At 59.2% G+C, this 23,723-nt stretch carries 16 protein-coding genes and 3 pseudogenes; 11 read left to right on the forward strand and 8 right to left on the reverse strand.

Features of this window, described 5'->3' with window-relative positions; all coding sequences use genetic code 11:
* Window positions 1-49 precede the first annotated feature (49 nt).
* From QCE88_RS42205 to QCE88_RS40595, 7 genes are all read left to right on the forward strand, one after another.
* Window positions 50-775, forward strand: a complete 726-nt coding sequence (locus QCE88_RS42205) for a flagellin (protein WP_409018333.1) — start codon at window positions 50-52, stop codon at window positions 773-775.
* Between the two features lie 186 nt (window positions 776-961).
* A complete protein-coding gene (gene fliD / locus QCE88_RS40570; protein ID WP_309911607.1) occupies window positions 962-2,488 on the forward strand; it encodes a flagellar filament capping protein FliD in 1,527 nt (508 codons plus the stop codon).
* Window positions 2,489-2,497: 9 nt separating this feature from the next.
* A complete protein-coding gene (locus tag QCE88_RS40575) occupies window positions 2,498-2,797 on the forward strand; it encodes a flagellar protein FliT (RefSeq protein ID WP_309911608.1) in 300 nt (99 codons plus the stop codon).
* A gap of 62 nt (window positions 2,798-2,859) precedes the next feature.
* Window positions 2,860-3,096, forward strand: coding sequence for a hypothetical protein (locus QCE88_RS40580; protein ID WP_309911609.1), 237 nt, complete (start codon window positions 2,860-2,862; stop codon window positions 3,094-3,096).
* A gap of 3 nt (window positions 3,097-3,099) precedes the next feature.
* Window positions 3,100-3,459 (forward strand): EAL domain-containing protein, encoded by a 360-nt coding sequence (locus QCE88_RS40585; RefSeq protein WP_309911611.1) that lies wholly within the window; start codon window positions 3,100-3,102, stop codon window positions 3,457-3,459.
* 566 nt (window positions 3,460-4,025) lie between these two features.
* Window positions 4,026-4,328: a hypothetical protein gene (locus tag QCE88_RS40590; protein ID WP_309911612.1), complete on the forward strand. Its 303-nt coding sequence runs from the start codon at window positions 4,026-4,028 to the stop codon at window positions 4,326-4,328.
* Between the two features lie 692 nt (window positions 4,329-5,020).
* Window positions 5,021-5,197 (forward strand): CsbD family protein, encoded by a 177-nt coding sequence (locus QCE88_RS40595; protein WP_309911614.1) that lies wholly within the window; start codon window positions 5,021-5,023, stop codon window positions 5,195-5,197.
* 145 nt (window positions 5,198-5,342) lie between these two features.
* On the opposite strand, the gene QCE88_RS40600 is transcribed toward QCE88_RS40595, so the two are convergent.
* The 4 genes from QCE88_RS40600 to QCE88_RS40615 form a co-directional block, all read right to left on the reverse strand.
* Window positions 5,343-5,561, reverse strand: a complete 219-nt coding sequence (locus QCE88_RS40600) for a hypothetical protein (protein ID WP_309911615.1) — start codon at window positions 5,559-5,561, stop codon at window positions 5,343-5,345.
* Window positions 5,562-6,932: 1,371 nt separating this feature from the next.
* The gene (locus QCE88_RS40605) at window positions 6,933-10,211 is read right to left on the reverse strand and encodes an EAL domain-containing protein (protein ID WP_309911617.1); all 3,279 of its coding nucleotides are present in this window, start codon (window positions 10,209-10,211) and stop codon (window positions 6,933-6,935) included.
* Window positions 10,208-10,645, reverse strand: coding sequence for a phosphate ABC transporter substrate-binding protein (locus QCE88_RS40610; RefSeq protein WP_309911618.1), 438 nt, complete (start codon window positions 10,643-10,645; stop codon window positions 10,208-10,210). The genes QCE88_RS40605 and QCE88_RS40610 overlap by 4 nt, the downstream gene beginning before the upstream one ends.
* Before the next feature lie 10 nt (window positions 10,646-10,655).
* Window positions 10,656-11,633 (reverse strand): hypothetical protein, encoded by a 978-nt coding sequence (locus QCE88_RS40615; RefSeq protein WP_309911620.1) that lies wholly within the window; start codon window positions 11,631-11,633, stop codon window positions 10,656-10,658.
* On the opposite strand from QCE88_RS40615, the gene QCE88_RS40620 reads away from it, so the two are divergent.
* The gene (locus tag QCE88_RS40620; protein WP_309911622.1) at window positions 11,632-11,910 is read left to right on the forward strand and encodes a hypothetical protein; all 279 of its coding nucleotides are present in this window, start codon (window positions 11,632-11,634) and stop codon (window positions 11,908-11,910) included. The two genes, QCE88_RS40615 and QCE88_RS40620, sit on opposite strands and share 2 nt — an antisense overlap.
* Before the next feature lie 907 nt (window positions 11,911-12,817).
* Here QCE88_RS40620 and QCE88_RS40625 read toward each other — a convergent pair.
* Entirely contained in the window at window positions 12,818-13,033 is a 216-nt protein-coding gene (locus QCE88_RS40625) for a hypothetical protein (protein WP_309911623.1), read from the reverse strand.
* 2,586 nt (window positions 13,034-15,619) lie between these two features.
* Here QCE88_RS40625 and QCE88_RS40630 point away from each other — a divergent pair.
* From QCE88_RS40630 to QCE88_RS40640, 3 genes and pseudogenes are all read left to right on the forward strand, one after another.
* Window positions 15,620-15,838, forward strand: a complete 219-nt coding sequence (locus tag QCE88_RS40630) for a hypothetical protein (RefSeq protein ID WP_309911625.1) — start codon at window positions 15,620-15,622, stop codon at window positions 15,836-15,838.
* A 756-nt stretch (window positions 15,839-16,594) separates the two neighbouring features.
* Window positions 16,595-17,859: pseudogene (locus tag QCE88_RS40635) on the forward strand (IS256 family transposase).
* Between the two features lie 1,328 nt (window positions 17,860-19,187).
* Window positions 19,188-19,412: a hypothetical protein gene (locus QCE88_RS40640; protein WP_309911628.1), complete on the forward strand. Its 225-nt coding sequence runs from the start codon at window positions 19,188-19,190 to the stop codon at window positions 19,410-19,412.
* Window positions 19,413-19,713: 301 nt separating this feature from the next.
* Here the strand turns inward: QCE88_RS40640 and QCE88_RS40645 are convergent, their stop codons facing one another.
* From QCE88_RS40645 to QCE88_RS40655, 3 genes and pseudogenes are all read right to left on the reverse strand, one after another.
* Complete coding sequence (locus QCE88_RS40645; protein ID WP_309911630.1) at window positions 19,714-21,009, reverse strand: IS701 family transposase; 1,296 nt, start codon at window positions 21,007-21,009, stop codon at window positions 19,714-19,716.
* A 64-nt stretch (window positions 21,010-21,073) separates the two neighbouring features.
* Window positions 21,074-22,295 (reverse strand): annotated as a pseudogene (locus QCE88_RS40650) (IS30 family transposase); the annotation flags it as partial.
* 48 nt (window positions 22,296-22,343) lie between these two features.
* Window positions 22,344-23,233 (reverse strand): annotated as a pseudogene (locus QCE88_RS40655) (IS3 family transposase); the annotation flags it as partial.
* Window positions 23,234-23,723 lie beyond the last annotated feature (490 nt).

A 23,723-nucleotide genomic window follows, 5' to 3' on the forward strand; every position in this document is an offset into this window, starting at 1 on the left:
CGATACGGACGCTGCCAAGCTCTTCACGCAGACGACGAACACCGGCGGTGTGTCGACGCTCACTGGAACGGCGCTCACCACAACGACGGCCGGCGTTAGTCAAACCGACATCAATGCGATCCAGACCGACACGACCAAGAACACCTACACCGCAGCCAGTGGTGGCAATGGCGACTATGGCAGCGTCTCGATCAACCTGAAGGCAGACGGCACGGTTGCTGGCGCGTCGGACACGACCGCCTTCACCAGCGTTGACGTCAAGGGTGACGGCAACGGCGGATACACCTACACGGCGAAGAGCGCAGACGGCAATACGACGCTCGCGTTGACCACAACGCAAGCTGGCGCACTGTTCAGCACGACCGGCGGGGCGCTGGCCGGAAAGGGCGCACTCGCTTCGAACACCAACGCTGCCGCCTCGGCTGACGGCATCGCTCAAGCCAACGCGCAGAACGTCCCCCCGAAGGTCTCCGACATCGACCTGACGAAGGCCAACGGCGCGAACCTCGCGATCGAATCGATCGACAACGCGCTCGACAGCGTCAACTCGATTCAAGCTGACCTCGGCGCCGCACAGAACCGTTTCTCGTCGATCGCTTCGACGCAGACGGCTCAGTCGACCAACCTGTCGTCGGCACAGTCGCAAATCACCGACGCGAACTTCGCGCAGGAAACCGCGAACCTGTCGAAGGCTCAAGTGCTGCAACAAGCTGGTATCTCGGTGCTGGCTCAAGCGAACTCGATGCCCCAGCAGGTTCTGAAGCTCCTCGGCTAAGCATCGCGGCCGGCGTAGCAAGGCGGCACGCATCAGGCAGTACAATGCGCGCCGCACGCAACAAATCGCAGCAAAAGCAGCAAAGTAGTCAGCGCAAAGGGAGCTCGTCTCCCTGTGCGCGTTTTCGGAAGATGACGACTTCCGCCCAATTCCAAACGATCGCGAAGTAATACGAGCGGAGCACACATGACCACCGTAGCCACGACATCGAGTTCCACTGTCGATCCGACCAGCGCCGTACAACAGGCCGCACAGTCGATCATCAGCGGTTCGACCAACTCGACGATGGACGTGAACTCGCTCGTCACCGCGATCGTCAACGCGAAGGTCGCAGGCCAGACCGACGCGCTCAACAACAAGAAGACCGCCGACAACACGCAGCTCACCGCGATCGGCACGCTCAAGTCCGTGCTGTCGCTGCTGCAGAGCTCGATCACGAATCTCGCCAACGGCAAGACGCTCGGCTCGTTCACCGCCACCGCAGACGGCAAGGGCCTCACCGGTAGCGCCGACACCACGGCAGTGGCCGGCAGCTACGCGGTCAACGTACAGAACATCGCTTCGGCACAATCGATCACGTCCGGCACGTTCTCGACCACCGACGCACTCGGCACCGGCTCGATCACGCTGAAGGTCGGCAACAACACCAGCACGATCAAGCTCGACAGCAGCAACAACACGCTCTCGGGCATCGTGTCGGCGATCAACTCGGCATCCGACAATCCCGGCGTCACCGCGACCATCGTCAACGGCTCGGACGGCGCGCACCTCGTGCTGCGCTCCACGTCGACGGGTCTCGGCAACCAGATCGGCGTCGATGTCACGGCGGACGACAGCACCTCCGCCATCAACAAGCTTCAGGTCAGCTCATCCACCACGACAACCGATCCGGACCCAACCGATCCGACCAAGACCATCACCGTCCCCGAGCACACCACGATCAGCAGCACCAGCGGCTGGACGCAATCCAGCGCGGGCGTGGACTCGCATTTGACGGTGGCCGGCACGCCGGTCACGAGTTCGAGCAACACGATCAAGGAAGCCGTGACGGGCGTCACGATGAACATCACCGCGGACTCCGTCGGCACGACGCAGACGCTCACGATCGGCCAGGACGTCACCGGCCAGAAGACCGCCATCGATGCCTTCGTCACCGCCTATAACAACTTCATCAGCACGGCGTCGTCGCTGACGTCCTTCGACTCGACCTCCAGCTCGCAAGGCGCGCTGCTCGGCGACTCGATGATGAACACGATCAAGAACACGATTTCCAGCACGATCAGCAAGGGCATCGGCGTCGGCACGGGCAAGGTGAACCTGGCGTCGATCGGCATCACGCTGCAGCCGGACGGCACGCTCTCGACCGACGAAGACGCGCTCACCAATGCGCTCACCAACAACAGCGGCACGGTGGCCTCGCTGTTCAACTCGACCGACGGCGTGGCCGCGCAGCTCAACACGAGCCTGACGGCGTTCCTGCAGACCGGCGGCATCATCGACACGCGCACGACCGCGCTCAACGACGACCTGACCAGCATCGCCGATCAGCAGACGCAGCTCACCGCGTACACCGCGCAGTTGACCACCTCGTACAACGATCAGTTCACGGCGCTCAACTCGTTGATGTCGTCGATGGCGACGCAGTCCAGCTATCTGACCGCCCTCTTCGGCGGCACCAATAGCGCCGGCGCGCTGGCCACCAACAAGAGCTAAGGACGGGACATGAACCAGCACGAACTGATTCAGGAAGCCTGGTCGCTGACCGAAGCAATCGAAACGGCAGTGGGCAACGAAGACTGGGCCCGCGCCGCCGAGCTGACCGAAGCGCGCGCACCGCTCGTCATGGCAATGCGGGCCGAGCAGCCGGCGGAGTCGCTCGCGGTCATCCGCAGGATCCAGGCGAGCATGGATGCCGTCGCATCGCGCGCGCAGATGGCGCAGACGGCGCTCGCCACGAACTATCGACGTTTGATGGATGGCATGAATGCCGTCAGCCGATATCATCAGGCGGTGCGCTTCTAAAGTCTCGGCTCGCCAATTCAAAAACAAGAACGACGCACCGGTTTTGCCGGCGCGCTGTAGTATTGGCCGACGAGGAAAAAAGGTTGAAGGCGTTGTCTGAATACGCTCTGAGCGGACAATCGCTGCCCAGTCTGGAGCGTGTTGCTAGGATCGCCGCTCGTATGTTCGACATGCCGGTTGCGGCCGTGAACATAATTGGCAACGATCATGTCTTTCTCGCCGCAAGCGGCGGTCTCGATCTGAAGGAAACCGACCGCAGGATACGACGCCCGGGACTTTTCGTATCGCCGTCAACCTAGCACTTGGGCGAAACGGGCTTCCCGCAGGCGCTCGAGCCGGAGATCACGGAAGGCATCGTTCTCGACCACGACAACTCAGTGCTGGCGTCGCTTGAGCGGCTTCGCGAGATTGGCGTAGGAATCGCGTTCGACGAATTCGGGACCGGCTATGCGTCGCTCAACCTCGTCAAGCGTTACCCGCTGAGCCGCGTCAAAATCGACCGCTCTTTTGTACAGGGCGTGCTGGAATCCGATCGAGACGCTGCAATCATTCGCGCCGTTCGTCACATGGCGCACAGCTTCAATGTCAAAACCACCGCCGAGGGTGTTGAGACAGAGCCGCAACGCAACATCCTGAGGCGGCTGGGATGCCATGAGGGCTAGGGCTACCTGTTCGCGCACCCGTTGCTGCGGATACAGTTTGCAGAGAGATTCGGACTCGCGATGCCGGGGTGTGTACCGGTCTAGTGGCATCGGGATGGCGATAGAATCTGCGGCCCCTTGCCAGGCGATTGCCGCCCCGAGTACTGCCTCCGCAAGGCGGGAGTTGATGAAAGGTGAAACGCATCGGGATTTGTCGAAGGTATTCGAATGATAAGCTTCACCAGCCCGCAATCGATACTGTCGCAGCTTTCGCTGATCGGCTCCGATCTTACCCGTCACCCCGTTCTGTCTGCACATTGAAACAAGCCATTACAGCTCGAGCAAGCCTGAGGCTATCGAACGGCTCATGAACGATATCCGCGCGGGGCGAGTCGAAGAGTTCCGGATTGACAAAGGTCGCTGGAGCGCAAGACGGATTTTCATGAATTATTTTGCACGGTGAGATGGCGACGCTTCCGGTATCCGTTGCATAAAAATGCATCCAAACGCAACTACGCCCGCGTCGCCTTACACATTCCGCAGACAGGGGACGCTCCTGAGCAACGCAATAGATGATGAGGTAACAGATGAGCTGGCTTTGGACCTGGAGCGGCGTCTCTTTTGGGTATCGCGTCGACGATCAACTGCGCACGCATGATGGTCGCCATGTCGGCCGCTTTGTCGAAGAAGAGATCTACGGGGCCGATGGCTTGTATTTAGGCGAGTTAGCGTCCGCGGACCGCTTGTTTACCAGCCAGCGGAAGACCGGTCGCTTCAAATTGCCATTCAGGCCACGAGTGAAGCGCACGGAAAGGCTGCAACGCGCGGCCCGGGCGGCTCGGCTCATGCGCCCGGGTTACAAAGACTTTCCGGCGCCTGAACATCTCTAAGATTGACAAAATGAATCGCACCATTGACTTGAGCAACGTGCAGATGCCCAAGCCCGACGCCCGATCATCCAAGCCGACTAATAGTGCGCCGCGCGAGACAGGCAAATGTGCCGAGCATTCGGTCGTCCAGGGTGTTGTCGCCAGTGGCGAGATGAACATCACCTATGCGCCCATTGATCACACCGGCAGGTTGTCCGCTCCAGGAGGCGGCCGACGTCGGAATCCTATCGCCTCAGTTCCCGCACCAGGTCCAGCGGGGTCGGCGACAGCACTCGTGGGAGCATAGGCGACAGCGAAAAAAAGGGGACAGCTGGTCGTTATGGGCATAATGAATCTGACAGTTACCTTCGTCGGCGTTTCCCTCGTTCGCGCAACGCGCGTGCTGAGCTTATGCGGCTCCGCTGTCGTCGATCGTCCTCAGTTCAAGCACACGGATGAACTTGTCCCTCGGCGAGCGCTGCGTCTTGGTTTTTAAAAGCTTCGACCGATAAAAATCGTCGCTACCTCGCTTCCCGGCACCGACAGGACGGCGACCCCTATCCACCCACCGAGTGCGCGCTCGCTCTTGATTTCCGCAGCTTCGGCAATGTCCGACCTGCGTTGTCGTCAATGCTAGGCGGCTCTGATGGAGCCGGCACCTTCCTTGCGGATTGTTCGTCGGTTACCGCAGAGAGGCATTTAGCGAGATGACGGTGAACGAAGATCAAGTGAAATATGTAGGTGAAAAGGGGAAAGGCAAGATCAATGAAGACGTTGGAAAAGTGGCCAACGACCCGGCTCAGGAAGCGAAAGGCAATGCACAGCAAATAGCCGGCCAGACCCGGAAGGAAAGTCGGCGATCTCGAGGTAGACGTGAAGGACGCCGTTGATGATGCGGCTGACCGCGATGACGATGCGCCCGCACCGGCGCCGTGAGCAAAGACGTTGGATTGATGAGCTTAGCCACGTCTTGGGCGCGTAGCACCCTCGTCGGTCCGCGAGTTTGCATGCCGGCTTCGGCCGGCGTGTTCGTCCTCAGGACAATCGGCCTTCTATCCTTGCCTCGATCACTTCATGCAGTCGGAACAGCGCCATTTTGAGATTGCCCGCTTCAAGGAGCCGGCCTGCCGTCTGCAGCACCTCGCGCTCGAACGGATCTGGGTTGATGATGTGCCGGGTTTGTTGGACGAATTCGGCGATTTCGACAAAGAACCGGTCCGGATACGGGCCACTGTGTCGGTTCAGCTGGTTCATTAAAACGGTCCACCGGTCAGCGAGCTGGTCCAGCGTTTTCGGGCAGAATGCTTTCATGATGTCACTTGCGCTAAGCGTCTAGTAGGGCTCCGTCAAATTTATCTCTTTGGTACAGCGATTGCTTGTTGATTGCCATTCCCCGTGGTGCTTCGCCCGCTATCAGCGGGCATCCTTTTGACGGGACGACCTTGGGACAGAGACATGGCCCACAGGTTCAATGTTGTGCTGCCCGCGCTTGTCGCGCAACAGCATGGCGGGACAATCAGTGCAATCGTGAGTCTTTCGCCATGATGCGGCGATCGAAATCAGGTTGGACGTCGGCTGTGCGCTTTGGTCTCCAATACGGCTCATGGCGCGCATGCCGATCATCAACCCACGAACAAACGGCGGTTGATGAAGCGATGGAGCGAGTCGGTCACACGAAACCATGGAACCCCAAAACTGATTTCCTTCAGTAGCTTAGAGGCGTTGCAGCATGACTTATATACACGGCTTTCAACGGAATCAAACCGGCGCGATAGGCGCCGGGATGGCACTGCGCCCTTCGGTCTTCGCGGCGGCTTTCGTCGATGCGGGCCAGCCGTTGCTCGGACCGATGTAGCGCACTAACAGAATGCCGTTGCAGAGCCCGTGCATCGATTCACGGCGCATTCGTCTTCCGGAACGTATTCGTCGAATGTGACGCGCCGCGGATCGTCCAAGTCGGACGCAGTGCGCCAGGAAATTTTGCTCACCGACGGCTTCCGTTAGTCATCGACGACCTCCGTTGCCAGCCTGCCGCCAGCGCATCAATCTCAACGCGGCTGAGCACCGCCGACTGCGATCGCCAGCGCGTTGCGGGGAAGCCGGACGGATATACGAAGCCCCTCTCGCGGACCGTCGATTTCTGTCCATGTCGCCACCTCGTCTAGGCAATGTGAAAAAGCGCACTGGGAGCAACCGAGGACAAAATATGAGCGTGACACGCGCAACGTCTTCGTGAGTTAATGATCTTCCGCTTGCGGTACGGAGCTGATCGGCGGCGACCCGAAGGGCAAGTTCGTCGATGCGGTTAATCGCATGGTCGACGATGCGTGCGGGCACGAAGCGGAGGTATGAGATGGGATAGCCGGTCGCTTACGATTACCGTAGTCGTCGCCACGACCGCCGACGGACGGCTCGATTTCCGCTTCGACCGGACGTACGCTGTAGCGAATGCTGACGAATTGAGCCCCCGATCGAAGTAATATATCGCCTTGACTGCGGCAATCGGCGTGGTGATTTAGTTCGCCTGGTATCGGCGCGACGCTCATTCCATCTCTTTGGCTGACACCACGATATCTATATTCCGCCATGACAGGGGATGTCATTCGCATGCTTTACCATGCCGGATCAGGCAACCTCGCGCGGCCACATAAACGGCTGCTGTAGGAGGGTCCGCAGTGCGTCCGGTGCGAGAGGCCGACTATAGCGGTAACCCTGTATCTCCGAACACGCATTCTCACGCAGAAAATCGAGTTGCTGCTCGCTCTCGACACCCTCGGCAATCACCTTCAAATCGAGCTGACGCCCAAGCGATATCACGGCCATCACGATCGCCCGATCATCGACGCCACCCGGCAACTCACGCACGAACGACTGATCGATCTTCAAGCGCGCGATCGGGAAATGCTTCAGCGCCGACAGGCTCGAATAGCCCGTGCCGAAGTCGTCGATGGACAGCTTTACGCCCATCTCCTGCAAGCGGCACATTGTGGCGATCGCACCTTCTAGGTCCTGCATGATGACGCTCTCAGTGATCTCCAGTTCGAGATACTGCGCATCCAGTCCGCTTTCGTCGAGCGCATGCTGCACCCGCTCCGCCAACCCCTTCTGCAGGAACTGCCGCGCCGATACGTTCACCGCGACTGTTATCGGCGGCAGCCCTTCGTCCTGCCACGCCTTGTTTTGCGCGCATGCCGCATGCAGCACCCAATCGCCGATCGGCAGAATCAGGCCCGTTTCCTCCGCGATCGGAATGAAGGTCGCCGGGGAAATGGTTCCCTCGACCGGATGCTCCCAGCGCAATAGCGTTTCCACGCCGAACACGCAATGCGTCTCCAGATCGACCTGCGGTTGATACACGAGGCGGAACTCGCCGTGGGCCAGCGCATGACGCAACTGCTCTTGATAACGCAGCCGTGCATGCACCTTCTGATTCATGTCCGCCGTATAGGCCTGCCAATTGTTGCGGCCCATTTCCTTGGCGTGATACATCGCCGCGTCGGCGTTCATCAGCAGCGTGTCGGCGTCGCGGCCATCGTTGGGGTAGCTCGCGACACCCATGCTGCAACTCACCTGGTAGCTCTGTCCCTGCAACTCGGCCGGCTGCAAAATCTCGTGACGCAAGCGCTCGACCATCGCCGTCACGCCTGCGCCGCTCTGATTGTCTTCCAGCAGCACGATCACGAACTCGTCGCCACCGAGACGCACGACCGTATCCGTGCTGCGCACCGACTGCACCATGCGCGCCGCTACCGTGCGCAGCAGATCGTCGCCCGCGCGATGCCCGAGGCTATCGTTGATGAGCTTGAAGTTGTCGAGATCGATGAACACCACGCTCACGCCGCGTCCATAACGCTCCGCCTGCAACAGCATCTGCTTGAGCCGGTCCGACAGCAGCGTGCGATTCGGCAGGCCGGTGAGCGCATCGTGATTCGCCATGTGACGAATGCGTTCCTCCGCCTGGCTGCGCTGGATCGCGATGCCCGCGATACGCGTCGCCAGCGCGATTGCCTGCGCTTCCGCCTCGCTCGGATAGTGCCCGTCCTGCAGATAGAGCGTGATCGCACCGAGCGCCGAGCCATCGTGCGACAGCACCGGATACGACCAGCACGATCGCACGCCGCCGAGCCCGCTGCGCATGAGATCGTGGCTCAGGCGCTCGTCGCGCGCGGCATCGATCACGCATACCGACTGACGCGTATAGATGGCCTTGCCACTCAACAGCGCGTCCGCATCGATACACGATTGCCCAACCACTTCGCGATACCGCTCCGACAGACTTGGCGCCGCGCCTACCCGCAGCCAATTGCTGGTTTCGTCGCGCAACAGGACCGCGCCGTGCGCGCGCTGAATCTGCGCCTCGAGCACATCGACCACGCGCACCAGTACCTCTTCGAGCGGCACGCTCTTCGCTATCATCTCAAGGATGCGGCTCTGCTCTTGACGACGCGCCTCGTTGCGCTTGCGCGCGCTGACATCGCGCACGATCGCGACGACGCCTTCCTCCACCGGCACCACCTGCCGATGCAGCCAACGCGTCTCGCCATCCGCGCGGCGCTGTTGCCACTCCTGCTCGCGCACCCGCGAGGTCTTCGCCACAACGACGAACTCATCGAAGATGCCGTCTTCCTGCGCGCCCACCAACGCCTGCTCCAGCGTGCTGCCAATCAACTGCTCGCGCGGCCTGCCGAGAATCTCGACGCCGCGTCCGTTGGTCGCCGTCAGCACGAACCCAGTGATTTCATCCAGCGCATTGCGTTCGCCGCGGAACACCAGGAACGCGTCGATGCTCGCCTCGGACGCGGCATAGTAGGTCTGTTGCGCCCGCCGTTCGCGCCGTCGGCTCACCGCGAGCTGCCAGCTCGAACGGCTGAGGAGCCACGCGATCGAAACGACCGCGACGCTCAGGATTGTGGTCCAGACATACGCCGCCCGGCGGCGGCTGTGAAACTCGGCAAGCTGCTCGTCCTCATCCAGCCCGACCAGCGCGATCAGCGAATACGCGTGCAGTTCGCGCAAGGTCGTATAGCGGCTCTCGCCCTGATCCCACGGATGCACCGTCGCCATCGCCGACGATTGATGATGCAGTCGCCCCAGCGCGCCTTCGGAGAAATGCGCGCCCCACGACAGCGCCTCGCCGATCTGCTGCGCGCGCGCGATGCCATCCATGCCGAGCACCGCGAGCAAGCCGCTTTTGCCCATGCGCACGGTGTCGTAGTTGCTGGTCAGATAGCCGGGATCGAGCGAGAGCATCACCGCGCCGCCGAACTGCCCATTAGCATCGCGCAGGCGTCGGCTGAACGTGATCTCCGGTGTCGTGCCGCGCTCGCCCGTCACCGCGCGACTCATGTAGGGCGCGCGGGCATCGTCCTGACGTTCGTGCTGCGCCGCGAACCACGGCTCGGCCGCCACGTTGAGCGGCATGCCCGAGCGATTGGTCGCGGTCAGCTTGCCTTTCGCATCGGCAATAGCGATGCGAAACACCATCGCCGAAGGCAGCAGCCCTTGCTCGTTGAGCCGCCTGAGACTTGTCGCGCCGTTCGATTTGTACGCGAACTGCACCGTCTTGAGCGTCTGGTCGATGGTCGAAAGATTGCGCGCCAGTTGCGCTTCGTACGTATCTGCGAGTTCGCGCACGAGTTCCGCCGCCGCATCCTGCGCGGCCTCGCGCTGCGTGTGGACGAACTGCAGCATCACGATCCAGATGACCGCCAGCAGAAACCCCGCGAACACCGGAATCAGCACATATGCCTCGAGCAGCCGGCGCATGCGGATGCGGGCACGCGCTGCACGAGGATCGGGCGCACCGCCATCCGTTTCGGGCGGCGGCGAGTCGTGTGCTTCGTGCGCCGCATCGCTCTCGTCGAGCGACTGGACCGAGCCCAGTTTATCGATGTCGAAGATCACGGACGCAGACTCAGAACGACCTTCACGCTGGGATCGACATCCTTGCGGTCCATGTACGCGATCGCCGACGGACTTAATTGCAGATAGCGCTTGATCGCGGCGGCATCGGCCATTTCGCGCGGTGGCTGCGCGCGGCCGGTGAAGATCAGCTTCGACCAGTAGGCGCGCAATTGCGATGCGGACTTGCCGGTGCAGTCGCGATAGAAATCCGCGCGCAGCGGCGAATCTTCGGGCAGATCCAGCGGCACGGCTTCCCCGCCCGACGGGTAATACGCTGCGCGGCCCAGGAAGATATCGGCGACCTGGCTTTCGGTAAGCGTTGCGCTGCCGTTTTTGGCCGACACGACGATGACCACTTCGGCCATCGCCGCAGGGGCGCAGAGGCCGAGCGCGGCTGCCATCGCTACGTCGCGCAGGAGTTTGAGGACCGGCATGATCGGCTCCTCAGAACACGAAGTCGAGCGCGGCCGAGAAGACGTTACTGCCGCTTCCCAGTCGATAACCCGGCTGCTGGTTGATGAAGGTTCCGGTCGAATTTGACGGCAACCAGACATGGTCGTACTGCACCTTCAAATCGATATTGCGCATGAAGTCCCAGCGCACGCCGACGGACACATCCCGCTGCCCGTTGTTGTAGTTTGGGATTGCGGTCGGATGACCTAGGCCGTGCGCTTGCGCGTAGGTCGCGAAGAAGGTCGCCTTCGCATAGCGCACGCCGCCCATCAGATAGCCGCTGACGTAACCCGGCGTCACCTGCTCGACCGTTACGCGCGCGAGCTCGCTCTGCACGAACCATTGGCCCGGATCGTAGCTCGCGGCGATGCTGTACACATTGACCGGCTGCTTCGTCAGAAACGGCAGATTGACGGTCGCATGCTGATAGCCGAAATGGCCGGTGAAATTGCCGATCTCGATGGTGTTATCGAATCCGAGGATGTTCTTGCCTTCGGTGCGGAACATGCCCGGATTCACGTGAAAGGTGCTGTAGCCGTAGATCACCCGCACGGTGTTTGACACGCCGCGCGCGCCGAAGCGATACGAGATATCCGCGCCGTCGCTGTTGGTGAGCGGCTGCGTGTTGTACATCTCGACTGGCAGACGGACCCACGGAAAGGCATAACCGACGTTGCGATACTCCGAGTTCAAAAAGGTCGGCACTTCGATACGCCCGACCCGCACGCTGAAATCCGGCGTGAACGCGTACTTCACGTTCGCCCATTCAAGACGCGGCTTCAAGGTGTTGTCGTACTCGTGCTGCGCGATCACCTGCACGACCGCCGAGAGCTTGTCGGTCACACGCGCGGTGAGCTGCAGTCCGAACTTCGAATCGTTCTCGAAATCGTATCTCCGGGTCGCGCCCGAGCCGTTCGGCTGCAGCGAACTGCTCATGTAATCGGCGGTATCGAGCGAGGAATGCGTCATGCCGAGCGTGCCGAAGCCGCTCAGCGTAAAAATCCGTGGTTCGTCGTCCGCTCGGGCAGGCAACGCCGCCGCTATGCCTATGCATAAAAGCGCGGCGCGCGCGGTGCATCCGAAACGGTATGCGGAAAAATTCATTGGGCGTATTGCAGAGACTTCGATTGAACGCGGCGAACCGCTATCTCACCGTTTACGGCAGGACCGTACGTTGCTTGATTACACGCCGATGAAACCCATCGAAAGAGTCAAACGAACTCGCGTTGACCATTTTCGGAGATGAACCTTCTCTCCGGCTGGTATTGTAGGTAGAGTGACATCATTTAGCGGCCGATTATTGACCTTTACTAGCGACGTCAGGTCGATCAGCCTCCGATCGCGGCTTGACACTGCAGATGCCAAACGAAGCGTTACTGGGGTCCCACGCGGTTAGCGGTCTCAGTGCGCACCGTTTCCAGAGGGCGACCTACCACAGCATGCGACCCGGCAGCGTTCGGAGCTGAATGCACTATCATCGGGGATGATGATTTCCGCCCATCGACCATCAATGAGGGAAAGGGTCCCATTAGGAATTCCGGGAACGGTCGGACCTCACCCCCGCCGATCAACGACCTTAGGCGGTCGCCTGCCATCAGATAGCCTGTCAATTGGGCGCTCGGCTGCGGGAGGTCATCTCTATACGCACACGTCTACTCAATTCAGGATGTCGCCAGCTTCCGTCGGCATTCGCCTTTGCGCTTCGACCTCCGCCCACCATACAGAGGTCCTAAAGTCAACGAGCTGTAATCGATCCGTGACCGCTAACGCAATGTCCGAACGTAGCTGGACACAAAACGATCGGGCGTCTCACCTCGCGCTGGCAGATCGACACAATACTGGAGGCGCCGCAGAATTGCCGCGCAAGCCGGCCGGGCCGAGGGGCTCGGCGAAAGGAATAAACGCACCATCCGCGGAATAGTTACTGCAAGTCATGTGCTGGAAGACCGTAGAATCTTCCTTGAGCTTCGGCACTTGAGTGAAAATCACATCGGTTGGTAAAAGCGCAGCGTTCGCCGCCGGGCCGATTGCGCCAAGGCAAAACGATCGTCCAATCGGCGTAAGTGGCGAACTGACGTCCGCCCCCTTCTTCTTCTCACAGTAGACCGGGCGGCCGACACCACCGATGACGACATCGCCGGGCAGCGAGTCATTTAAGTATCGAGCACCTGCGCTACCTCTACCGTGGTAGCGACAATTGAACCGGTTAACTGCGCGATAAAGACGCGCATTTCAGGCGCTAGATGCTGACCTTTGAATTTGTCGGTTATTTCATCAATATGCTTTTGAATGTCAGCCAGCCCGCCTTGATACGCCCGGATGGCATCAAACATAACAGACTTTTTCCAAGTGATTTCGTTGTCGTTCATAATGGAGGTCTCCGTGCCCTGCACGTCGAACTGTTGCGTTCAAACTTCGCCGGGGTTGGTTCCGGCAAGCAGTTTTGTATCTTTTGCGCTGGAACGGCAAAAAACTCCACAAACCGGGAGCCACGGTGATGAATCTCGTGTTTTGCTGAAACCTAGACCTTGCCGAGTACGAATAAATGGTGCACTCCGCGCCTAGAGGACCGAAAGCACATGAGTGAGACATGAATCTCATGGCACAGGCCACGATCCTGCCCATTTCGGTGCTGATGACTAGCACCGCCTTTCTTTACCATCGACGATGACGAGTCCAACGGCTGACGAGTCCGAGCTCTCGACCACACATATACATATTAGGGAATTAACTTGACCCGTGTGTACTCCATGTACGACCGGAATGTGGCACGCTCGAGATTCAGTAATCAATACTCGTGGAAGCGGAAAGCGCTAGAGCGCCGCGAACGACGATTCGTTAAGGAAGGCACGCGACGGTCCTCATCAAACGACCCCACCGTCTCTTACAGCCGGCCAAGCCCTTCCCTGAAATACGCCAGCCAATCCAAAAAAACCGGCGCATAGGCGCCGGCGAATGTTCTAGCCATACCGAGGATTGCTAGAACCTGAGAGATTGTATGATAAAACAAAAATCTCGGCGCATTTCACTGAATTGATGGGAAAAGTCTGACATTTTTCCTCGCTCTTGCTGCAATCTGAGAGAATACATCCTTCCACGAACGGTCATTGACTGGGCACTCGCCGGAAGTGGTGCGATCATTGGAATTACACCAGTCGCTGACTTTCGTCTTCAACACGCTAATACTGAGCCCGATGTCATAACTTCGTTCGTCGATGCACCGAGCAAAGCGGTAGCTTGACTATCCAGCGAAGGTAGTGACTTTTTTACGCGCGCTGGTTGGACCGTAGCAGTGAGTTAGCGACGCGGCTCATTCGTCAATCATTTTGTACGGGTCCCGATTGATTGCTCTGTCTGCTAGGACGGCGAGAAGGCAAAGAAAGGCGCCAGAAATACCGAATGGCGTGAAGCCGAGATAATCCGGCGCAACGCCAAAAAACCCGTAGCAACCAACCAAAACTCCTGAAAGAAGAAGTAGATAACGCAGAACTCGCATAAGCTAGGCTCGATGTGGCGGCAAGCCTTTTATTGGCTTAGCCAATTTCTGGCGGCAAGGTCACGGTTGTCCTCGGTGCGATGTCGGCATGCATGACGACCCACAGCGTCGCAGCGTTTCCCCGATTTAAATTGAGAGCGCATTGCTTTACTGACGCTGCTATCGAAAGGCGCAAAAACTAGCGTGGAGGTGATAGCATGGGCGTCCCGTCGTTCGGAAACCTATTATGCGTCAATCACACGCCCTTTTTACCGGCTCATCCGACCGAGCGTTATTCATCGGGTTGAGTCAAGGGGGGCCGTGGGCAAAGATTCCTTAGCGGTCATTTTTGCGTCGTTCGCCGCGCCTGCGAATATAATTGTCGTGGCAACGGCTTCTAGGTCGGCAGACTGGCAGGACAGACATTCATTTTGACGAGAGTCGCCGAAATAAAATAACTTACCGCAGTTAATGCAATGTATCACCATGATCCGTCCTTCGGTTTTTCGAAGCAGCGTCTTGAAGGATAGAGAACGGGCGAAAAAACCGCAACCGTCCAATTTCCACCCCTTCTAGACGGTTTTATTAGACTTTTATTGTGCACCCGGTGTTGTAAGAACGGCGAAAAACCGCTTCGTTTGCTTCGCGTCGCAGAGATGACTCAGTCACCGCTACTGACGTGATAAATTCACGCGCCTAAATGCGGGCCGCGCGTCTGGCGCTCCTTTTCTGACGGTCCCTTTTGTCACGTGATTCTGCACATTACCTAGATTGCCGACATGCCTCAGCGGTGTATGTCGCTAATGCCGAGATAAACGTATCCACCAACTCCTCGAAGACCGCACGAGCGAAACCGCCGGGGTTCGCCGTCGTTAATAAAATGACAGTAACAGGCCGATCATGACAGTTGCCACAAAACGTTCGGGTTTTGATTGCCCAAGCATGCCGATCCCGAGCTGACCGGGTGCCAACGAAGACGACCCGCGGCGCCTCGACCTCATCGAGAATCTGAAGTATGTCGTCGACGTAAACCACGCAGCGAGCTGCACTTCGCGTAATCGTAGCTTGCAAGATTCGAACCGCCGCTTTGACGAGGTCAAAAAGCGCGGCTCGGTAACGGCCCTCGAATGCCGGCGCAACATACCGCCCCACGGATTGGTCGCAACCGAACCCGTGAGAAGAGACAATTGTTGTCGGGCCATCGCCGAAGACGCGCACGTTGTTGCGCGGGCTTTCTTCATTTGAAAAGATCGCATGTAGCGGACGCGGTTTCACCATAGGCACGTCGCTCGGACAGTCCCACGACGCTTTGGTCGGACGCCACGTGCAAGCGCGTACAGCCCTTCCCGCGTGACCGGCCGCCCGCCGAAATGCATGTATCCTCCGCCAATGCGCCTCGGCAACACATAGCGAGCACGGGCTTCCAATCGGGAACAAACGGTGCTTATTCAGAGCACCACAGAAGCCGGACGAGAAGGCGATGTTTGTTTCCCTCTACGCGCAATTGCTTGCCCTACCAATGGGCGCGACGCTCGTGCTGCCTCTCGGAGTCAGTGCGCAGAGCGCGAAGTTCGCTGTCGAATGCGCGATCCGGCAATATCCGGAGAAACGCTTTTTAGTTGGAGAGCATGTCGCTCGACCCCGACAAGCGGAGGTCTTGCGTCATGTGCGCATCGAGCGCTTGGTCGACGAAATCTGAACTTGCGCTCGGCGAAAGCGCGGCGTTCACGAGTCGAGGTGCTGCCGATGCATAGCATGAGGGCGGACTCGGCTTCTGACCTCGTCCCTGTCAGTCAAAAAGCGGACGCCTGCGAGTGGAGCGCGTAGAGCCTGTGCTGATCCTTCGCGCGCTGCGGCAGATGCGCCGGGCGCGCTCAAGCCAAATCCGCAAGAATGCCGGTGCCGCGACCCACATTGCAATTGTCGATAAAGGCGCCGAAAGTGCCCCTCTCCCTTCGAGCGCTGCGTGGACAGCGGCCGGAACAACAGGTGCACCGGGTGCACCGCGAGTGGGTCCGCCGCCGCCAGCGTCGACGCCTGTTCGATCATGCGCAACGTGGCGGTCGTTAGTTTTGCGCTGCTATGCTGCTTGATCGCTTGATCGCTTGATCGACGCCCTAGTTGATCCGCGAGCACCATTGAGCCATGCAAACAATGCGAGATGGGCTAGGTCATCGCGCTCGGTGCGCAGATAGCGGTCCATCGCGTCGGTGGTTTCCGCGTGCCGCAAATCCGCGGGATCGTAGTAGAGCGGTACGATGGTCGCTGTCGGTACGCGCTGCGCAGCTGCCCTCGGCGGGTGAAGTCGGTGCGCGTGAAGTCGGTTCGCGTGAGTGGGAGCTAAGCTCGAATCTGGTGTACGGGGGAGTTGAGGCGGGAGATTGAAGGCGGTGGAGGTTTTAGCTGAGAATCTGATTGTCGAAGTCGGAAACCAGCAAACAACAAACCATCCACCATGAACAAGTTTACGGAAAAAGCGGTTGTCGGTCTATCGGAAACCGGTCTGGGCCTGGACGAATTGGTCCGTCGCGGAGCCCGGCAGGTGATTCAACAGGCGATCGAAGCGGAGCTGACGGCGCTGCTGGAGCGGTTCGAAAACGTCAAGACGTTGCACGGGCAGCGCGCGGTGGTGCGCAATGGCTATTTGCCGGAGCGCGAGGTATTGACGGCGGCCGGCCCGATTGCCGTGAAGGTCCCCAAGGTTCGCGATCGTTCAGGATCAGGCGTGAAGTTCAATTCATCGATCGTGCCGCCATATGTGCGGAAGTCGCCGCGAGTGAGTGCTGCGCTGCCGTGGCTGTATCTGAAGGGCATCTCGACGGGCGACATGAGCGAGGCACTGAGCGTGCTGCTGGGCGAGGACGCCAAGGGGTTGTCGGCCAACGTGGTGAGCCGTCCGAAGGCGCAATGGGCCGACGAGCACGCCAACTGGAACCGGCGGGATCTGTCGACATCGCGCTACGTGTACTGGTGGGTCGACGGCATTCACACCGGCCTGCGTAGCGAGAACTCGGACGGCCAGTGCCTGTTGGTTATCATCGGCGTGAGGCCAGATGGACGCAAGGAGCGTGTGGCAATCGGCGACGGGTATCGGGAGTCGAAGGCGTCCTGGCAGGAACTGCTACTTGACCTGAAGGCGCGTGGCTTGCAGGCCGGCCCGCTGCTGGCAGTCGGCGACGGCGCGATGGGCTTCTGGGCTGCACTGGAGGAAGTGTTTCCGGCAACGCGCGGCCAGCGCTGCTGGTTCCACAAGATGGGCAACGTGCTCAACGCGCTGCCGAAGTCGCAGCAGGGGCGTGCGAAGGCCGACCTGCAGGCGATCTGGATGGCCGCGACGCGCGCCGACGCGTATGCCGCGTTCGATCGTTTCGTGACGGTCTACGCCGCGAAATATCCGAAGGCGACCGAAACGCTGAAGAAGGACCGGGAGAGCCTGCTGGCGTTTTACGACTTCCCCGCCGAGCACTGGCAGCATTTGCGCACGACGAATGCGATTGAGTCGACATTCGCGACCGTGCGCCACCGGACGACTCGCACCCGCAACTGTGTGTCGCGACCAACCTTCCTCGGTCTGGCATTCAAGCTGATCGAGGAAGCCGAGAAAACCTGGCGCCGTATCAACGGCCCCGAACAGATCAAGCTGTTGCTGGAGGGCATTGCCTTCAGGGACGGCGAACCGGTGCAAGCGATCAAACGGTTCAGCAGAAACTCGCCGCCTGAAGTCGAACGCTATCAAGCTGCCCATACACCACTCTTGACGATAGCTCCGTGAGTGGCAGAGTCAACTGCCGCGGTTAATTGACTATGATTGGAACGCGCCCCACTTGCAGATCAGCGCAGTTTCGGGCGTCGGACGTCTCAGACAGTCGGTGAGAAGATTCGGAAGTCACTCACTCGCTCGCCCGAACCGTCGCTGGTCGCCGAGTTCGTTCAAGCGTACGGCCTCGCGAAGATCGGCAACGAAAACCCAGGGCTACGACTCGCCCGCGGATGCTGAGGAGACGATTCGTGAAACCAGCGTGTGGCAAGATCCGGTCGAGTTGCTTTCCTCGTAGCCTCTATCCTGAGCGCGATCAGGTTCTCGACGGTCGAAGCGGCGGAAGGACCGTCGCCGCCTCCGGAGTTAAGGAAACCAGCTTCTCGAGTATTAGCGATGTGGTTGGTGTTCAGTTGGTGCCGCCGACTCCCCGTGACGGATCCCGACGCGGAAATCGCGCCCCATCTCGCGAGGACACGAGGCACAAAGCGATATTATGTTTATAGAATTATTCTTGCCAGTTTGCAGGGGCCTGTATCGAGACGAGCCGCATCGTAGACAGACGCGTCTGTGCTCGATTTGTGGCTACGGCTTGACGGTCGCACGGGCTTCCCAAATCCCGCATCTGTTGGCAGGCGCTCGTCAGGCGCTTTCGCGGTGGCCGACTGCTAAGCCAGTGCCTTGTTCTACGTGCTATCTTTGGACCAGACGGCCAACCCCGGATTGACGCCCATGGCCGTCTTGAGGTTTGATCTGACGTGACGGAAGCGCTTAGCGCGGCTATCGGGGAAGCGTGATGGAGAACGGCAAAGACGAATTCGTGATTCTGCGTATCTATCGCCTCCCGGACGGGTTGTGGGGCCGGCGGCTCTGTGCGGGCGAGGACGTCATTGGCGAGTTAGGTGCCTTTCAGTCAGGAAAGCAAGTAGAACAGGAGCGGCCGATACTGGTGTGTATCCAGACCGCATTGAGATTGAGACGGACGAATGAGAGCGTCCGGATGCGCGGAGGTGTCGCTCGCACACACATGTTGCACTGCAAGCGAGTTGCCATCTGCGTCGCCACTTTCCCTGCGGACCTCCTGGCAGCGCCTGACCGCTTCGCGAAGTAAATGTGGCCGGACATGCAACAGGCGTACCTGTCTCGCGGACAGGCCATTACGCTTGCGCAAAGGACAACCTCCTGCTGGCATCGAAGGGCTACAGTGATATTGCATCGTCGTCCAGTCCGCAGCGCCCGTCCCAAATTTGCCCATCGCGACAAGGAGGCTCTGCATTGAGCCCAGCGAAACATGAAAATGCATTTTGAAGAGACGCGACGGACGCTCGCAAGCGTCGCAGAAAATATTCAAGTAGCGAATGTCCGCATCCGGCAGCAGGCCGAACGCATCAATCAGATGCGACAGGAGGGCTTCGACATAGCGTTGGTGCTCAGGGTGATGCGGGATTCCCACGACGCCAGCGTCGAACACCGCAGATTGCTGCTCGAGCGGATAGCGCTGTCCGCTCGCGGCTGAATGAAGAAAGCCACCCGGCTATACGGCAGCTAAATGCTCACGAAGGGCCGTTCATCGCGTGAACTCATGTTCGAGCGTGGCCAGCAAAATCAACGCTGCCTGGGAGTCACCTAAGAAAGAGGACCGCGACCGAGCCGAAGATGGAGCTTGATCACCGCCGCCTCACGTTCAGCTTTTTCAGATTCGATGGCCTCTAGTACTACTGTGTCATAAAACATTTGAGGTAACGCAGCAGTACGGACATCTCTGAAGTCGCCTGGAGATGTGAGCAGCAATTCGCCAGCGCAGCGTTGCGATCGAGTCAGGTACGTGTCGCTGCATTCGCTGGGGAGCCGCGTGGGACGTAATCCGTGGGTAAGGCAGGTGGGCTGCGGATTTCGGAGTTTTTTTTACGCCCTTCATTGAGGCGCTGTGCAACAAGAAACCCATAAGCGGCGATGCATAGGGATGCATGGTGATGAAATCCACGCCATCCACGCCCCTCGAAGTGTCCAAGGCCGAACTCCTGCTTCAGATCCTGGTAGTCTCGCTCAATGCGCCAGCGCATTTTGGCGACGTGAACAAGATGATGTTCGACAACGGTCGCGTCGGGCAATGTCGAAAGCCAGTACTTGGTTGGCTCGCTTTCACCAATGGGCCACTCAATAAGGAGCCATTCCTCATCGCGCGGCGTAGCGCGCCAATAATCGCGATGAGAGGCCCGCACGCGCAGCGCCGCAAAGCGGGAACTCAGGGCGGTACGCGTACCTTCGCGCCACGAAACGGTCTGATAGCGGGATGGTTCGAGCGCTAGCGCAAGGTCTTTCACTGCGACGGGATTATGTCCCGGTACCCGTCGCTGAAGGCTTCTTGGTCGGCAAGCCTTGCCTTTTGAAGATTCAGCAGGCAGTGGAGCAAGGCCCGGTGGCCATACGCGGGTGCTCGACTGGATACCCACCGCGTATTGCAGTCCGAGTTCACTAACGCAGTCACGAAACGTCGTGTCGTTCCCATAACCCGCATCCGCCAGCACCACTCCGTTCGGGGCACCGCTTTGCCTTGCCTCGCGCAGTTGCGCGATAGCGATCTGCGGCTTTGTTGCAAACTCAATTTCCTCGGGCACTCCGGCCAACCGCCGTCTCTCCGGATCGTCCGCCCATTCCTGCGGCAAGTAAAGCTGATAAGCGACGGGCAGGCTCGCCTCCGTGGTGGCTACGGACAGGCTCACGGCTACCTGGCAATTATCCTGCTTACCTAACTGGCCGCAATATTGCCGCGCCACGCCCACCGAATGCTTTCCCTTCTTCGGAAAACCCGTATCGTCAATGATCCAATACAACCCGTTTGATGGATTCATGTGCGGCAATACCCAGCGCCGAACCTGTTCAATTAACGCCGCGTCAGACCAATCGGACTTTGAAACGAAGTGATGCAGGGACTGGTGCCGCGCGCTCACCCGATGTGGCTCGAGATGGGCCGCTAGCGGCTCAACACTTTTACGCGCAATCGGCAGCATCAACCCCTGACAGTAGCCCACTAGACCGGCGCGACGATCACTGTGTCCGATCGTTTCGCATAGGTGTTCCAGGTACTCGTCGAACGATGTTTCCCAGTCCATCACTTCCTCATGCAAAGGATGAAGAAGCTCCTATAATGCCATGGATTTTATGACACAGTAGTATTAGAAGGCCATTGGTGTTTTCGTTCGTACCACGCTGCCATGGACTGTGCGGGTCGGCGAAGAAGACCTTTACGCCCGACTCAATAGTAAAGCGTGCGTGATCGGACAGTTCTTTGCCACGATCCCATGTCAACGATCGCCACAACTGGGCAGGTAAGTCCGACACAGTCTTCTTGAGTGCGTTGGCCATCGTGACAGCTCCATAGCCGGCGAGCGCAGGCCCGTTCTTCGTGCGTGGGATCACCCCATAGCCTTTCTCGCGAGGTAAGTGCACGAGCATCGTAAAGCGGCTTGATCTTTCCACCAACGTTCCAATGGCTGATCGATTTAAGCCAATAATCAGGTCACCCTCCCAATGGCCCGGCACAGCGCGATCTTGCACCTCTGCAGGCCGGCTAGAAATCATCACCTCCTCGCTGACGTGCGCCCAGGCCTTGGCACGCGCTCTCGCTCGGGGAACGCGCAAGGCACGCCCGGTGCGAAGACACCCCACCAACTCGCGTTTGAGTGCGCCACGCCCTTGAATATAAAGGACTTGGTAAATGGCTTCATGAGAGATGCGCATAGATTCATCATCCGGGAAATCGGTCTTCAATCGATTAGCAATTTGCTCGGGTGACCAGCCGTTGACCCACTTTCGGTCCCCGCGATGCGGTTTATTGCGCCCCTTAAAGGGCGCCTGCCTGGGACCTGCAATATCATGGCCATGCGTGTCACGCACCTTGCCCTCCAAACGCTCCCGTACATATTGGAGCAGCCGTGCATTACTTGCCAGCTTCGCCGGCTTTGGTCGTTTGGCGAACCGCTCCGCCTTCCACTGCGCGACCGAAGCACGATACTCGAGGTACCCACCACGTGTCGCCGCATTGCGGGTAAGCTCTCTTGAAACGGTTGATGGACTGCGTCCGATGCGGCGGGCGATCTCGCGTACACCGATGTCTTGAATAGAAAGCAATGCTATCTCTTCTCGCTCAGCGAACGACAAGTATCGACCAGTGATAGGTTTCGACATGAATAGTGGCATGCCGCCACGATAGCGGGAACCAGCGCGAGCCTACCGCCTGAGACACACCGACCGCCTCCGCTGCTTTCTCGCTTGTAATCCCGGTTCCGATCTGTTTCCAAAAGCGACGCTCGATCTCGTTTCCGAGCGAGGGCGCGCCCGGTGAGTACATCGCTGCTCGACCCGTCAACCGATACACCTGCTTTGCATTTCGTACCATGCAACACCCCGTCGATTAAAGGTGTTGCGTCGACCGGTTGAATCCGCCTTGACTGCCGCGATCCGTGTGCTGTATCAGGCCGGCCGGTGGTCGGTGTGACGTGACAGCCCGAAACAGCGCCCGCATTACCAGCTGTTTTGTCATGCGCTCGCTCATCGCGTAGCCGACTACCTCTCCGCTAAACAGATCTTTGAGGCCGGCCAGATACAGCCATCCCTCATCGGTCGCGATATACGTGATGTCACCGCACCAGGCCTGGTTCGGCGCGCTTACCTTGAAATCCTGATTCAACAGGTTCGGTGCAACTGGCAGGTTGTGCGTCGAATTGGTCGTCGCCTTGAACTTGCGCTTTTGCTTGCATCGCAGGCCGAGCTTTGCTCGCAAGCGCTTGACGCGATGAACGCCGATCTGAACACCGTGATTCGCCAGATCCTTTTGTAGCCGCTCCGGACCGAAGGTTTGTCGAGTTCGCTCGTGAGCGGCGCGCACCTGTGCTTCGAGTTGGAGCTCCTGCTCAGCATGCAGCGACACCGGCCGTGTGCGCCAGGCATCGTAGCCGCTGATGGACACGCCCAAGAACCGGCACATCGGCGGCACGGGGTAATGCTGTCGCATCTGTTCGATAATGCCGTACCTCACCGCGACTCCTTCGCGAAGTACGTCGCGAACTTTTTTAAAAGGTCGCGCTCCATCTTCACTTCTGCCAACTCTCGCTTGAGCCGCCCCAGTTCCGCTTCGATCTCTGTCAGTGGTTTCTGGCTTTGTCCGACGTTCTCCAGTTTGCCATCCTTTGCCGCGCGAACCCAGTTCGCCAACGTCTTCATCGAAATAGACAGTCGACGCGCCGCTTCGGACACGCTAACGCCGTCAGTCATTGCCAGCTTTACTGCCTCTTCACGAAATTCCTTCGTGTACACGGCTTTGGGGATTCCGTTCATCAATGCCTCCATTCCTCAATTCTACGGAATGTTGGCGTCCACTTTTTTCAGCCGACCTCACAGGACGACCGGTCATGCTAGAGGAGAGCATTGCTTTCGAGGCCGGATGTGATGCCTGCCTTGCCAAACCGTTCAACCTCCAGGCCCTCGCGGAGGTCATTGACCGGTTGCGCGCAGCTGGTCGATAAGCGTCAAGTCAGAGGCAGTTGCAGTGGAAGTTGATTCCCTTGATGTCGTGAGCCAAAGGCATGCAACGCCTCATCGCGATCGCGATACCGGAACCGTCCCACCATCGGCTGCCGCTGACGAGTGAGCGTTCGTTCTCTATGATTGGGTTGCGGGCTGTAGCCGGGCTCAGTTCAGCATTCGCCCGAATTCGGATTGCTGATATGCGATGGCAATACGCGAGCAAAGTCGATCGCCCTGCTGGGACGGCGCCTGTTCTGGGAGCGACGCTTCAGTATTCATACACTCACGCGCCGCCGCGTAA

This window comes from Caballeronia sp. LZ035, assembly GCF_031451175.1.
Taxonomy (GTDB): Bacteria; Pseudomonadota; Gammaproteobacteria; order Burkholderiales; family Burkholderiaceae; genus Caballeronia.